Annotated in this window: 10 protein-coding genes; 7 read left to right on the top strand and 3 right to left on the bottom strand. The window is 71.3% G+C overall.

From position 1 onward, the window contains the following. Positions 1-116 precede the first annotated feature (116 nt). Positions 117-2,198 (top strand): NAD-dependent DNA ligase LigA, encoded by a 2,082-nt coding sequence (gene ligA, locus QMO76_RS18805; protein ID WP_372342009.1) that lies wholly within the window; start codon positions 117-119, stop codon positions 2,196-2,198. 93 nt (positions 2,199-2,291) lie between these two features. Continuing rightward, positions 2,292-2,792 carry a GNAT family N-acetyltransferase gene (locus tag QMO76_RS18800; protein ID WP_306362618.1) on the top strand — a complete coding sequence of 167 codons (501 nt, stop codon included), beginning with the start codon at positions 2,292-2,294 and terminating at the stop codon, positions 2,790-2,792. Positions 2,793-2,841: 49 nt separating this feature from the next. Here the strand turns inward: QMO76_RS18800 and QMO76_RS18795 are convergent, their stop codons facing one another. Continuing rightward, complete coding sequence (locus QMO76_RS18795; protein WP_306362617.1) at positions 2,842-3,492, bottom strand: amino acid-binding protein; 651 nt, start codon at positions 3,490-3,492, stop codon at positions 2,842-2,844. A gap of 244 nt (positions 3,493-3,736) precedes the next feature. On the opposite strand from QMO76_RS18795, the gene gatC reads away from it, so the two are divergent. Together gatC and gatA are read left to right on the top strand one after the other, a co-directional pair. Further along, positions 3,737-4,036 (top strand): Asp-tRNA(Asn)/Glu-tRNA(Gln) amidotransferase subunit GatC, encoded by a 300-nt coding sequence (gene gatC, locus QMO76_RS18790; RefSeq protein ID WP_306362616.1) that lies wholly within the window; start codon positions 3,737-3,739, stop codon positions 4,034-4,036. After that, complete coding sequence (gene gatA, locus QMO76_RS18785; RefSeq protein WP_306362615.1) at positions 4,033-5,556, top strand: Asp-tRNA(Asn)/Glu-tRNA(Gln) amidotransferase subunit GatA; 1,524 nt, start codon at positions 4,033-4,035, stop codon at positions 5,554-5,556. Before gatC ends, gatA begins: the two co-directional genes overlap by 4 nt. Before the next feature lie 82 nt (positions 5,557-5,638). Here the strand turns inward: gatA and QMO76_RS18780 are convergent, their stop codons facing one another. Both QMO76_RS18780 and QMO76_RS18775 read right to left on the bottom strand, forming a co-directional pair. Beyond that, positions 5,639-6,982: an alpha/beta-hydrolase family protein gene (locus tag QMO76_RS18780; RefSeq protein WP_306362614.1), complete on the bottom strand. Its 1,344-nt coding sequence runs from the start codon at positions 6,980-6,982 to the stop codon at positions 5,639-5,641. Positions 6,983-7,590: 608 nt separating this feature from the next. Next, entirely contained in the window at positions 7,591-8,436 is an 846-nt protein-coding gene (locus QMO76_RS18775; protein ID WP_306362613.1) for a hypothetical protein, read from the bottom strand. Between the two features lie 168 nt (positions 8,437-8,604). Between QMO76_RS18775 and QMO76_RS18770 the strand changes: the two genes are divergently transcribed. The 3 genes from QMO76_RS18770 (at position 8,605) to QMO76_RS18760 (ending at position 13,603) form a co-directional block, all read left to right on the top strand. Next, complete coding sequence (locus QMO76_RS18770) at positions 8,605-9,783, top strand: sensor histidine kinase (RefSeq protein WP_306362612.1); 1,179 nt, start codon at positions 8,605-8,607, stop codon at positions 9,781-9,783. A gap of 121 nt (positions 9,784-9,904) precedes the next feature. After that, on the top strand, positions 9,905-10,564 hold the full coding sequence (locus QMO76_RS18765; RefSeq protein ID WP_306362611.1) for a response regulator transcription factor: 660 nt from the start codon (positions 9,905-9,907) through the stop codon (positions 10,562-10,564). A gap of 93 nt (positions 10,565-10,657) precedes the next feature. Next, positions 10,658-13,603: a serine/threonine-protein kinase gene (locus tag QMO76_RS18760; RefSeq protein WP_306362610.1), complete on the top strand. Its 2,946-nt coding sequence runs from the start codon at positions 10,658-10,660 to the stop codon at positions 13,601-13,603. The last annotated feature ends 321 nt before the right edge of the window (positions 13,604-13,924 follow it).

The raw sequence follows: 13,924 nt of genomic DNA, 5'->3' as shown, positions 1-13,924 counted from the left end.
GTCCGAAATCCGCTGGGCAAGAAAGCCACCGACCGGTCGCAAATAGCCGGTGATACCCGCTCGACGTGCGGGAATGTCGCGCTCGGGTGTCGGTTCGGCTCCGATAGGGTGCCTGTGTGAGCGAATCGGGAATCGAGATCACCCCGGCGAGCGGGGACGAGCGCGTGGAGTGGCAGCGACTGGCGGAGGAGGTTCGCGATCATCAGTTCCGCTATTACGTGCGGGACGCGCCGATCATCTCGGATGGGGAGTTCGACAGGCTGTTCCAGCGGCTCGAGGCGCTGGAGGAGGCGCATCCGGACCTGCGGACGCCGGATTCGCCGACGCAGCTGGTGGGCGGGGGATTCACCACCGAGTTCGCGCCGGTGGACCACCTGGAGCGGATGTACTCGCTGGACAATGTGTTCAACGACGAGGAGATGCGGCAGTGGATCGGCCGGGTGGAGGCCGAGACCGGGCCGGATATCCGGTACGTGTGCGAGGTCAAGATCGACGGTGTCGCACTCAATCTGGTGTACGAGGACGGGCGGCTGGTACGCGGCGCGACCCGCGGTGACGGACGCACCGGGGAGGACGTCACGCTCAACGCGCGCACCATCGACGACATCCCGCACGTGCTCACCCCCAGCGACGAATTCCCGGTGCCGAAACTGCTCGAGGTGCGCGGCGAGGCGTATCTGACACTCGAGGATTTCGCCCAGCTCAATGCGGCCATCGTGGCGGAAGGCAAACCGCCGTACGCGAATCCGCGCAATACCGCGGCCGGATCGCTGCGGCAGAAGGATCCGGCGGTGACCGCGCGACGGCGGCTGCGCATGATCTGCCACGGCTTCGGCCGCCTGGACGGGTGGTCGCCCGAATCGCAGCACGAGGCGTATCGAGCGCTGTCCGCGTGGGGCCTGCCGGTCTCCGCGCACACCGTGCTGGTGCGCGGCGCGGACGCGGTGCTCGAGCGCGTCGCGTACTGGGGCGAGCACCGCCACGACATCGAGCACGAGATCGACGGCCAGGTCGTCAAGGTCGACGAATTCGCGCTGCAACGCCGCCTCGGCGCGACCTCGCGGGCCCCGCGCTGGGCCATCGCGTACAAATACCCGCCCGAGGAGGCCACCACCAGACTCCGGGACATCCAGGTCAACGTGGGCCGCACCGGACGCGTCACGCCGTTCGCGGTCATGGAACCGGTGACGGTCGCGGGCTCCACCGTCGCCATGGCCACCCTGCACAATGCCGCGGAGGTGAAACGCAAGGGCGTGCTGATCGGCGACACCGTCACCATTCGCAAGGCCGGTGACGTGATCCCCGAGGTGCTCGGCCCGGTGGTGGACATGCGCGACGGCAGCGAACGCGAATTCGTCATGCCCACACGGTGTCCGGAGTGCGATACCGAACTCGCCCCCGAGAAGGAGGGCGACGCCGACATCCGCTGCCCCAACCAGCAGTACTGCCCGGCGCAGTTGCGGGAGCGGGTCTTCCACGTGGCCGGTCGCGGCGCGTTCGATATCGAGGCGCTCGGCTACGAGGCCGCCATCGACCTGCTCGAATCCGGCGCCATCGGCGATGAGGGCGACCTGTTCGACCTCGACGAGGACAAACTGCTCACCACCGAGCTGTTCACCAACAAGAACGGCACGCTCTCGGCGAACGGCAGAAAGCTGCTCGACAACCTGGAAGCCGCCAAGGACCGCCCGCTGTGGCGGGTGCTGGTGGGCCTGTCCATCCGGCATGTCGGGCCGACCGCCGCGCGGGCGCTGGCCTCGGAATTCTGGAGTATCGATCGCATCGACGCCGCCACCGTCGAGGAGCTCGCCGCCACCGACGGCGTGGGGCCGACCATCGCCGCGGCGGTGGCGGAGTGGTTCACCGTCGACTGGCATCGGGCCATCGTCGACAAGTGGCGGGCCGCCGGCGTGCGCATGGAGGATGAGCGCGACGAGTCCATCGAGCGCAATCTCGAGGGGCTGTCGATCGTGGTGACCGGTTCGCTGCAAGGGTTTACGCGCGACGGCGCCAAGGAGGCGATCATCGTGCGCGGCGGCAAGGCGGCCAGTTCGGTATCGAAGAAAACCGCCTTCGTCGTCATCGGCGACGCGCCCGGCTCGAAGGCGGCGAAGGCCGAGGAGCTGGGGGTGCCGGTTCTCGACGAGGAGGGGTTTCTGCGGCTCCTGGAGCGTGGCCCCGACGGCGTCGAAGGGTGAGCAAGATCAGGGGGAACTGGTGGCGGTGGCCACTCGCGCGATGCCGCCACCGGTTCCCCGTGATCGAATGACCAAGTCGGATGGAGGCGCGGTATGGGTGTGGAGATTCGGGAGGCGCGGGCGGGGGAGTTCGCGGCTGTGGGGGCGTTGACGGTGGAGGTGTATGTGGGGGAGGGGCATGTGAATCCGCGCAGTGATTATGTGTCCGAGCTCGCGGATACCGCGACGCGGGCCGCCGCGGCGGAGGTGCTGGTGGCGGTGCGCGGAGACGAGTTGCTCGGGTCGGTGACGGTGGCCCGGCCGGGCACGGCGTTCGCCGATATCGCCCGACCGGGCGAACTGGAGTTCCGCATGCTGGCCGTGGCGAAACGGGCGCGCGGGCTCGGCGTGGGTTCGGCGCTGATCGACCGGGTCGTCGAGATCGCGCGGGCCGAGGGGCGAGACGGCGTCGTCCTCACCACCATGCCGACCATGGCCGATGCCCGTCGCATCTACGACCGGGTCGGTTTCGTTCATGTGCCGGAACGGGATTGGCGGACCATGGCGGGGACGCCGCTCACCGTCATGCGGAGGGATCTGCTCGGGGAGGCGTAGCGGGCAGCTACCGCGGCGGGTGCGAGCCCTCGGCGCGAGAACTTCTCGGCTAGCCGAGCACCGTGGCGATTATTCCGGTCAGGTAGCCCAGCCGCGCGACCTCGCTGGGCCTGAAGTCCGGTCCGCCCGGACGTCCGAGCAGCAGCACCTTGCCCGTATCGCCCAGCGGCGCGGCGGCCAGTTTGGTGTCCATATCCCGCCAGATCTGCGGCACCCAGTCGGCCTCGCCGTCGAGCACGCACGGCTTCTCCAACGGCATCCAGGGTGCCGACGCCGCCTGCGTGGAGGGTGCGCTCTGGCTGCCCACCACCCGGTACGCGCCCTGCGGACCCAGGTCGATGACCGTGCTCCAGCCGACCCGCAGCACCCGCGGCACACCGTCCACCAGCACCTGGAGCCGGTCGTCGCGGGCGCTGGCCACCTGGTCGATGAGCTCGAGTTCCCGATGCGTGTCCAGCATCCCGGAGTACGGGCGCAGCGAGTCCACGAGCACGTCGGCCAGGGATTCGGCCGCGGTGATCAGGGTGTCGGGGAGCGCGCCGGGCGGCACCTCCACCACGATGTCGTCGATCGCGTAGCCGTCGCCGCGTTCGACGACATCCAGCGAGAGGATGTCGGCGCCGACGGAGCCCAGCGCGAGGGCGAGTGAGCCGAGACTTCCCGGGCGATCCGGAAGTTGCACGCGGAGCAGAAATGACACGTGCGTCCCTTCCTTTCCTGTGCGACCGACAACTCGGAACGAATACCCGAGTCAGGCAATACTTACACCCTCGTGAGACCGTTATCGAGTCGACGGGATTCCGGTGACGTGGACCACTGTTCATTGTGGCGGCTATCGAGTGTGCCCGCCATGGTCCCGACCGGTGACGGACGCCCCCGCACGAGTCGATAGGCTGTCCGATAGCCGAATCACCACGCTAAACCATGCCGAAAGGGGTCCCGCGGTGCCCGCCATCTCCCGCGACGAGGTCGCACACCTCGCCCGGTTGTCCCGGCTCGCCCTGACCGAGGAAGAACTGGACCTGTACGCCGGTCAGCTGGATTCGATCCTGACCCACGTCAAGGCCATCTCCGAAGTCGCGGCCGCCGATGTCCCGGCCACCGCGTCGCCGAACCCGGCGACCAATGTGACCCGCCCGGACGAGGTCCGGCCGTGCCTGACCCCGGAACAGGCGCTGTCCGGCGCACCCGCGGTCGAGGAACAGCGGTTCATGGTCCCGCAGATCCTGGGAGAGGGCGAATGAGTACAGCATCGCGAAGCGGTTCCGTGGGGGGCGGCGGTCGGGAGACGGGTGGGCGCGACCTGACCAAGCTGACCGCGGCCGAGCTGGCGGAGAAGATCCACGGCCGCGAGGTGTCCTCGGTGGAGGTCACCGAGGCGCACATCCAGCGCATCGCCGAGGTCGACGGCGAGATCAACGCCTTCCTGCACATCTCCGGCGAGCAGGCCCTGGTGGCCGCCGCCGAGGTGGACCGGGCCGTGGCCGCCGGCACCGTGGCCTCGCCGCTGGCCGGTGTCCCCTTGGCGCTCAAGGACGTTTTCACCACCACCGATCAGCCGACCACCTGCGGTTCCAAGATCCTGGAGGGCTGGGTCGCGCCCTACGACGCCACCCTGACCACCAAACTGCGCGCGGCCGGGATCCCCATTCTCGGCAAGACCAATATGGACGAGTTCGCGATGGGCTCCTCCACCGAGAACTCGGCGTACGGGCCTACCCGCAACCCGTGGGACAAGGATCGGATTCCCGGTGGTTCCGGCGGTGGTTCGGCGGCGGCGCTGGCCTCGTACCAGGCTCCGCTGGCCATCGGCACCGATACCGGCGGCTCCATCCGGCAGCCCGCGGCCGTGACCGCGACCGTGGGCACCAAGCCCACCTACGGCACGGTGTCGCGCTACGGCCTGGTGGCCTGCGCCTCCTCGCTGGACCAGGGCGGACCGTGCGGTCGCACGGTGCTGGACACCGCGCTGCTGCACGAGGTGATCGCCGGATACGACCCGCGCGACTCCACCTCGCGCGATGTGCCGGTGCCACCCGTGGTCGCCGCCGCCCGGGCGGGTGCGCAGGGTGATCTGAAGGGCGTCAAGGTCGGTGTGGTCAAGGAACTGCACTCCGACAGCTACCAGCCCGGCGTGCTCTCCTCCTTCGACGCCGCCGTCGCCCAGCTGAAGGATCTCGGCGCGGAAGTGATCGAGGTGTCGTGCCCGCACTTCGAGTACGCGCTCGCCTCCTACTACCTGATCCTGCCGTCGGAGGTGTCGTCCAATCTGGCGCGCTTCGACGCCATGCGCTACGGTCTGCGCGTCGGCGACGACGGCACGCATTCGGCCGAACAGGTCATGTCGCTCACCCGCGAGGCCGGATTCGGTCCGGAGGTCAAGCGCCGCATCATGATCGGCACCTACGCGCTGTCCGCCGGTTACTACGACGCGTTCTACGGTCAGGCGCTGAAGGTGCGCACCCTCATCGCGCAGGATTTCGACTCCGCGTACGAGAGCGTCGACGTGCTGGTCTCGCCGACCAGCCCGTTCACCCCGTGGAAGCTGGGTGAGAAGGTCGACGACCCGCTCGCCATGTACCTGTCCGACCTGTGCACGCTGCCGACCAACCTGGCCGGACACTGCGCCATGTCGGTGCCGTCCGGACTGAGCCAGGACGACGGCATGCCGGTCGGCCTCCAGATCATGGCCCCGGCATTGGCCGACGACCGGCTGTACCGGGTCGGCGCGGCCTACGAGGCCGCACGGGGACCGATCGCCTGACCGGCGTCGCCCATGGCTGCGACCGTGCCTCGCGCCCGAAATCGGCCCCGCGGGACCGCCGTCGGCGATGTCACGGCCCGGGTCAGCAGTCGCCGAGGCGGGTGCCCTGGTCGGTGCCGTAACGGTGGCCGTGGCCCGTGGGGGCGTCGAGGGCGGCGAGGAGGTCGGCGGTGGTCTGGACGAAGCTCACCACCGGGAGCCACGGGGGGACGGGGGCGTCGGGGCGGGTGCCCGTGAAGTTCGGAGCGCGCCACAGCAGCGCGGGGGACCAGTGCACCACCGGGTCGGAGGCGTTGGCGAGAACCGTTGCGCCGCCGTGGTTGACGGCTCCGGCCGGAGGTCCGGCCCAGAGTACGGCGCAGGTGCGGCGGTCCTGGTCGGCGTCGTCGGGGAAGACGGCGCTGCCGCCGAGCGCGCCGAGGCTCTGGCCGTAGACGTAGAGCTTCGGTGGGCGGGGGAGAGTGGACAGGCGCTGTTCGATCGCCGTGAACAGCGCCCGCGCGGACTGTTCCGCGGCGGCGCGGCCGAAGACGAAGGTGACCCAACTCGGTGCCGCCGAGTACTGGAGGCCGACCAGGGCCACATCGCCGTCGAAGCGGTCGTCGATCCCGGCGGCCGCCTCGGCATCGATCCACCCCGAACCGGTGGGAACGGTGACCACCAGGTGTGCGCGCTCCAACCCGCCGGAGCGTTCCAACTCCCGGATGGCCAGCGCCACCCGGGAATCCAGATCCGGGGCGGAATCGATGCCCACGTACACCCGCACCGCCCGCGTGGGAGCGCCCGCCACGAAGCGTCGGCCCTGCGCGCCCAGCGACGGCCAGCTGACGGTGGACACCGGGCTGCCCGACCGCGCGGCGGAGATCGGCTGTCGCACCGCCGGATCCACCGCGGCGTTCGCGGCGGCGTAGGCGCTCTGCCGCCACTGCACCACCGCCGGAACAGCGGCCACCTGTGTCGCCACCACCAGGAAGATGCCGAGCACCGCGCTGCGCAACCGACCCAAACGCTGTACCAGCCATCGGATTCCGTGCGCCAGCCCGACGGCCGCACCCACGATGAGGGCGGTTCCGAGCAGCCACCACAACCAGTACTCCACGCCGACCTGCGCGACGCCCATGGCATCGCGCAACCGGGTCTGCCAGTACTCGGCGTACCCGACGGCCCCGCCCGTGGCGACGGCCGCCACCACCAGCACCGGCTGCCGCCACCGTGCCGTCACGGCATCGACGTCGACGCCGCAGCGCCGCAGCGTGAAACGCACCAGCCCGGCCAGCGCGAGACCGATCACGGCCAGCAGCCCGCTCAGAATCGCCTGCGCCGACGGGGTGCGCGGCAGCAGCCCCGGAGCCAGCGAGGCGAGCACGCCCAGTGTGATCCCCACCGTGGTGCCGAGTCTCGGGGTCGCCGTGGGACCGATGGGCACGAAACGAATCCGCGCCCCCCGACGCTGCCGCCCGGACCCGAAGCGTCCCCGGGCAAACCGGTGCCGAGCCCGAGCGGCCGCCACGGGCCGACGGCTGTTCCGCTGCCGGTGGCCGTCGGCCGGATCGAGTGCTGTCGACCGAACCTGCCGGGACGTCGACCTCATGTGACGCGGGCTCCCGTGGCCGTCGGGATCCGAGTCCGCCGAAGTGCGGTGTCGCCCGGGGTATTCCGGGTTGTCGTGATCCGCCGTGTGGCACCGTTCTCGGTTGTCGTGATCCGATGGTGTTGTGGGGTGCGGCTGTGTGCCGTGGTCGTCGGGGTCCGGGTGGTGTGGTGGGTGGTGCCGCCGGTGGTATTCCGGGTTGTCGTGCCCCGACGTGTGGCACCGTTCTCGATTGCCGCGATCCGAAGGTCTCGCAATGTGCGGCCGTTGGTCGTGATCCGTCGGTATCGCGGCGGGGCGCTGCCTTCCACCGACCGGGTCGGCCGTCGCCGCGGTTCGGGTGTTCCCCGCGGGAGGCCGGTTTCCGTCCTCTGGGCAGATCCGCTGCGCCCCCGCTGGTTCGCGGTGCGGTGTGACGTCGGTCCCGAAGTCGTGTGTTGAACTCATGCCGAAGCCCCCCGTGCGGTCACATCGGTGGTGTGGCGGCGCAGCCCGGCCGTGTCGGGCCGGTTGGTGCGGCGGCGCAGGCCGCGGCCGGTGGCGAATCCGCTCAGCGCCAGGGTAGCGGCGGCGAGGGGGTAGGCGGCCGCCGCCGATGTCGAGGTGGGTGCCGTTGCGTCGGAGAGGGTTTCGTGGACGGGCGGCCCGTAGTCCTGGCGGCGTGAGTTGAGGTCCACGGCCGTTGTCGCGACGCTGGCCATGATGCGGCAGCGGGCGCGGGCGATCGGCTCCTCGCGCGCGGCGCAGGCGGCATGCATGTGCCGCTCCAGGGTGGCGTCGAGCGCCTGCCGCGCCCACGCGGTGAGCGGTTCGCCCCGCGAATCGGCATAGCGCAGCAGGTCGTATCCGAGATCGTGGGCCTTGCAGGCGATCTCGAACTCGGCGGGCAGCGGAACGGGTGAGGAGCAGTCGCCGTCGGGATCGACCAGCAATCCCTGCTCGACCGTCGGCCGATAGCCCATGACGGTGGCGAAGTCGGGCGGGATCGCGGCATCGGATCCGGCCGCGGAGGTGAGTGCGATGACCGCGGACCGCGCCCCGGCGTTCTCCTCGCGCACCCCGCCCGCGGAGGGTGCGCCATCGGTGGTGTCGGCGGCCGCGACGGGGGCCGTTGTCACCGTGGCGGCCAGCAGCACCGCCACCGCGGCCGTCAGCCGCGCGCCACGGCGCGGCGACGCGTTCACCTGCGGTCGGGTGGTGCGGGCGGGGTCGACCGGAGGGCGGGGATCGGCGGGGTGCGGGTCGGTGCGGCGCCGGGGGCGATCCTGGTGGTCCGGGGTCACGATCATGGTTGCCGACGTTATGGAGGGGACGGGCTCCGGGGCGTCACGCTGCGGGACGGTTTCCCGGCTGCGCGGTGAGAGGGAGGCCGGCGGGGAACTGATACTCCGGTAGGGGGTCCAAGATCGCTCGGGGGTATGAGGTACGGCGGCGGCGCGGCTCCTACTGTCATGGCTATGGTTGCGACATTGCCGTCAGGGCGACTGAAGCATGCACGGCTGTGGCTCGACTTGGGCACCGTCGCGGTGGCGCTCATCTTCTACGCCGTCGCGTGGCCGACACTGTTCATCACCCACCAGGTGGCCGCGGCGGCCGCCCCGTTCATCGCCGGGTTCGCCGCCTTCCCGCTGCTGCTCGCCCGGCTGAACCCGGCGCTCGGATGGGCGATCTCCGCGGGTGCGGCGCTGGTGATCGCCTTGGCGATTCCGAACCGGCCCGGCGAGGACATCCCGTTCCAGGTGGTGCACATGCTGTGCCTGTTCGCGCTGCTGTTCGCGGTGGCGGTGCGCTCCGGCATGCAGATCGTGCTGGTGGCATGGGTGGCGTCGGCGCTGCTCATGGGCACGACCATGTCCTCGCAGGGCGACGAGTTCGCCGCCTCCGGCGTCGGCTGGCCCATCGCCATGACCGGGATCGTGCTGCTCGGCCTCATGGTGCGCTGGTTGACCCAGTCGCGGCAGGCGCTGCTGGCGCAGTCGGAGGAGACCGAACTGGAGCGGGCCCGCCGCGCCATTCTGGAGGAGAAGGCCCGCATCGCCCGCGACCTGCACGATGTGGTGGCCCACCACATGTCGATGGTGGTGGTGCAGGCGCAGACCGCGCCCTACCGCATCGACGGACTGTCGGCGGACGCCCGCGCGGAATTCGACGCCATCGGCGTGGGCGCCCGCGCGGCGCTCAACGAGATCCGGGGCCTGCTCGGCGTGCTGCGCAGCGACGGGCAACTGCCCGAACACGCACCGCAACCCACCGCCATGGAGGTGCCCGACCTGCTGGAGGGCGCCCGGCGCGCGGGCATGGCCCTCACCACGGAGATCGACGGCCCGCTGACGGCCATCCCCGACGCCACCGGCCTCGCCCTGTACCGCATCGTCCAGGAATCGCTGGCCAATGCCTCCCGCCACGCGCCCGGCGCGCCGGTGCGGGTGCGGATCGTCGCCGCCGCCGCGGTCACCCTCACCATCACCAACGACGCCGCCACCGAGCCCACAACCCCGCGTCCCCCGCACGACACCCCCGGCAGCGGCGTCACCGGCATGCAATCGCGCGCCCAGGCCGCGGGCGGACACCTCACCGCCGCCCCCCGCCCCGACGGCGGCTTCGAAGTCCGCGCCGAACTCCCCCTCCCCGGGTAGTCACCGAGATCAAGGGGAATCGGTGGCGGCATCGGTCGAGTAGCGCCCGCCACCGGTTCCCCCTCGCGGGCATACATCGCGCCCGCTCGTGCGAGACTCGTGGGGTGCGTGAGGTGGGACTGTGGCGATAACCGTGTTGATCGCCGACGATCAGGCGATGGTGCGGCAGGGGTTCGGCGCGCTGTTGGCGGCGCAGCCGGACATCAGCGTGGTCGGGGATGCGCCCGACGGGAAAGCCGCTGTGGCGGAAGCGAAGCGGCTGCGGCCGGATGTGGTGCTCATGGATGTGCGCATGCCGGAGATGAACGGTCTCGATGCCGCGCGGGTGATTCTGTCCGCGGGGTTCGAGCCGCCGGTGCGGGTGCTCATGCTCACCACCTTCGATATCGACGACTACGTGTACGAGGCGCTCGGGATCGGGGCCAGCGGATTCCTGCTCAAGGACGCGCCCGCCGAGGAACTGGTGCGCGCGGTGCGCGTGGTCGCGGGTGGTGACGCGCTGCTCGCGCCGACGGTGACGCGGCGGCTGATCGCGGATGTGACCCGCCGCCGCGCCCGCCGGGCGCCCACTCCGGCGCTGGGCGACCTCACCCCGCGCGAACGCGAGGTGCTGGAGCTGATCGCGCGGGGTATGTCCAATGCCGAGATCGCCGAAACCCTGTTCGTCGCCGAGCAGACCGTGAAAACCCACGTGTCCAAGGTGTTCGCGAAACTGAACCTGCGCGACCGGGCCCAAGCCGTGGTACTGGCCTATGAATCCGGGCTGGTGACACCGGGCTGAACCAGGTGCGCGACCGCGGAACCGGGCAGCCGGACGCGGATCGTGCGCGGTAGGCTCTCCGCACTCCAATGTCACCGGAAGGGGGTCGTCGCCTTGCTGAAGACGGGTGACGTATTCGCCGGTTTCACCATCGAGAAGCTGCTCGGTCAGGGCGGGATGGGGTCGGTGTACCTCGCGCGGCACCCCCGGCTCGGGAGGCTGACGGCGCTGAAGCTGCTGAACCGGGAACTGTTCGCGGACCGCGAGGTACGGGCGCGGTTCGAGCGCGAGGCCGATCTGGTGGCGCAGCTCGATCACCCGAATATCGTCGCGGTGTACGACCGGGGCTCCGAGGACGCCCAGCTGTGGATCTCCATGCAGTACGTGGACGGTGTGGACGCGGCCGGCGTGCAGACCGCCACGCTGCCTCCGGAGCGGGCCGTGCAGATCATCGAAGGTGTCGCGGACGCACTGGATTACGCGCACAGCAGGGGGGTATTGCACCGAGATGTGAAGCCCGCCAACATCATGCTGGCGCGGGCGGTCGGCGGGCACGGCGAGCGGGTGTTCCTCACCGACTTCGGAATCGCGCGGCTGCGGGAGGATTCCACGCATCTGACCCAGGCGGGCATGTTCACCGCCACCCTCGCCTACGCCTCGCCGGAACAGATGACCGGCGGTCGGCTCGACCACGCCACCGACCAGTACTCGCTGGGCTGCGCCCTCTACTGGCTGCTCACCGGGATCGGCCCCTTCGACTCCCCGGACCCCGGCGAAATCATCAGGGGCCACCTGCATCTCATCCCCTACCCGGCCAGCATGCGCCGCCCCGGACTCTCCCCGGCCGTCGACGCCGTCATCGCCAAGGCCATGGCCAAACGCCCCGCCGACCGCTTCCGCACCTGCGCCGAATTCGCCGCCGCCGCCCGCCGCGCCGTCAAGGATCCCGCTCCGCCACCGGCCGCCCACACCCCGGCCCCACCCGCCGCCTACCCCTACCCGCCCGACCCGCGAGCGCCCCAACCACCGTCCCCGCCCGCCTACGTCCCCCAGCAACCCGCCTACCCCCACCAGCCGAACTACCCCCACCAGCCCGCCTACCCGCCGTACCCACCCCCCGGCTACCACCCTACCGCCGCCCCGCCCCCCTACAACCCCACCCCCGGCTATCAGCCACCCGCACCCGGTTTCGCGTCCCCCCAACCCCAGAACTACGCCCCCACACCACCTTCCCCACCGGCCTACCCGGCACCGAACGCGGAGCCCGCCCCCGCTCCGTACCCGCCGCCGTCGGCACCGGCCTCCACAGGCCAACCGCCCCAAGGTGTTCCAGCATCCCCCGGACAGCCGTCGGAGGGAGATGCCGGATCCGCGGGCCGGCCGCCGCAGGGTGACACGGTGCCGTCGAGTGGGTCGCCGCAGGAAGTTGCCGCGCCGGGTGAGCACCTGCCGTCCGCCGCTGCGGCGGGTCGGCCGCCGCGGCGGCTCCCCGTGTCGCCGGAGGAGTCACGCCGGGCTTCCGCGGGCCCGCCGCCGGAGGGTGACCCCGCGCCCGTGGCGCAGACGTCGCAGGTCGATCCGCAGTACCCGGGTCCGCCGCAGGGAGATCCCGGCTCGCCGAGTCGTCCGCCGCAGGCCGCTCCGCATCCGGTGGGTCAGTCGCCGCAGGGCGTGGCGACGCCCACGGGTCGTCCGCCACACGTCGATTCGGGGCTCCCGGTTCAGTCGCCGCAGGGGGTCCCCGCGCAGGCGGGACAGTCGCCACAGGCGGACCCGGTGCCCTCGGATCTGCCGCCGCACGGGGATCCCGTGCCCGGGAGTGTTCCGCCGCAAGCCGTCTCGGGGGCCGCCGGTCAACCGGCGCGGGCGGCGGCCGGGCGTTCGGACCAGTCGGGGCAGGTGGCTGCCGCGTCGGCGGGTCGGCCGCCGGGGGGCGTGGTCTCGGGTGCCGGAGAGCGGTCGGGTGGGGACTCCCCGCGCCCCGGTGATGCGGGGCCGGACCCGACACGTGGAGGTCGGCCTGCGCGGGGGGAGGGTGCGGCGGGTGGTCGACCACCTGAAGCAGGTGCGGGCTTCGGTGCGGAGCAGCCGTTCGGCGCGGCCGAACCAGCGCATGAACCCGCCTTCTCCGGGGTGATGCGTTCGGTGACGGAGCCGGTCGCCTATGCCGTTGGCGTGCAACGGGACTCGGCCGGTGCATGGGTGCAGGAAAGCGGTGGCGGAGGAAGGGACGCCGTGCGGGCCGATCACGGTCTGCGGCCGAGCGGGCCTGCTCCGGGCCGCGATGCGGGCGGCTCCGCCCCGGATGGTCCGGACGATTCGGTTTCCGGCGTCGACCCGGGCGGTGCACCCGCGCCGGATGCGCCTGCCGCGGGCGACCACTCGGGCGCTCCGACTTCTGCTGTCGGCACGGATGTTTCGGGTACGGATGCTTCCGGTGCGGGTACCGATGAGTCAGGTTCCGACAAAGTACCGTCCCCGGCTATCGAGTCCGGGCAGCGGCAGGCGGCCCGGTCCGATCAGCACGCGGGGAGCGAGGCGTCGGCAGCGATCGTCGCGGCGGGTGGTGCCGAGCGGTCCGGTGGTGCGGCGGCACCGGCTGCCGACGATGTGCGCCCGGCGGATACCGGCCGCCCGGCGGTGGATTCGCATCCCGTCGAACCGGGTGCAGGTGCGGCATCCGGTCCCACCGGCACGGTCTCTGGGGTGCCCGCGAGCTACACCCCGCCGGGGGCAGGGGATGCACCACTCGATGCGGGCAGACACGACGCGGGTGAGCCCGGTGCGCAAGGGCCTGGCGTGAGTGAGCCTGCAGCGGGTGGGCCGGGCGTAGCGGGACCTGCCGATATGGGGCCCGATCCCGGAGCGCCCGCCGCCGGAGCGCCGCCGCCGTTCGCTTCCTATCCCTATCCGCCCCAGCAGGTGCCGCCGGTGCACCCGCCGCGGCAGCGGTCACCGTTCGGGGAGATGCAGCCCGCCGCGGTGGTGGCATTGGCCGTGGCGGCGGGGGTGCTGCTGGTGTTGGTGGTGGTCCTGGTCCTCAGCGCGATCGATCCGTAGCGGAGTGGTCGGCGGCGGCGTGCTCAGGGGGCGGCGCGGTCGTCCAGGACCATTTGCCCGGCGTCCACCAGGACTTGACGGGCTCGGCGGCGTACTCGGCAGTCGTCGACCGTGCAGCACATGTGCAATTGCATGGCTTGGTGGGATTGTTCGGGCGTGAGGTCGCCCGGGTCCGTCGTGCAATCGAGGATGTACATCATCAGGACCGCCGGAGTCAGCGCGAGGGGCACATTAGGCCCAGCGTAGCGAGAATCGCCGGGGCTGTCGGCGGTACGGGCAGGTGCGCGCAATCGGAGTGCGGAGTCGGCGCGGAATCGGCGT

This window comes from Nocardia sp. CC227C (genome assembly GCF_030767025.1).
Classification (GTDB): domain Bacteria; phylum Actinomycetota; class Actinomycetes; order Mycobacteriales; family Mycobacteriaceae; genus Nocardia.
This window is presented reverse-complemented; position numbering and strand designations above follow the sequence as displayed.

Bases quoted from the DNA above. Each gene is read 5' to 3' on its own strand.
- QMO76_RS18800 (WP_306362618.1), top strand. From the start codon at position 2,292: ATGGGTGTGGAGATTCGGGAGGCGCGGGCGGGGGAGTTCGCGGCTGTG.
- gatA (WP_306362615.1), top strand. From the start codon at position 4,033: ATGAGTACAGCATCGCGAAGCGGTTCCGTGGGGGGCGGCGGTCGGGAG.
- QMO76_RS18775 (WP_306362613.1), bottom strand. From the start codon at position 8,436: ATGATCGTGACCCCGGACCACCAGGATCGCCCCCGGCGCCGCACCGAC.
- QMO76_RS18770 (WP_306362612.1), top strand. From the start codon at position 8,605: ATGGTTGCGACATTGCCGTCAGGGCGACTGAAGCATGCACGGCTGTGG.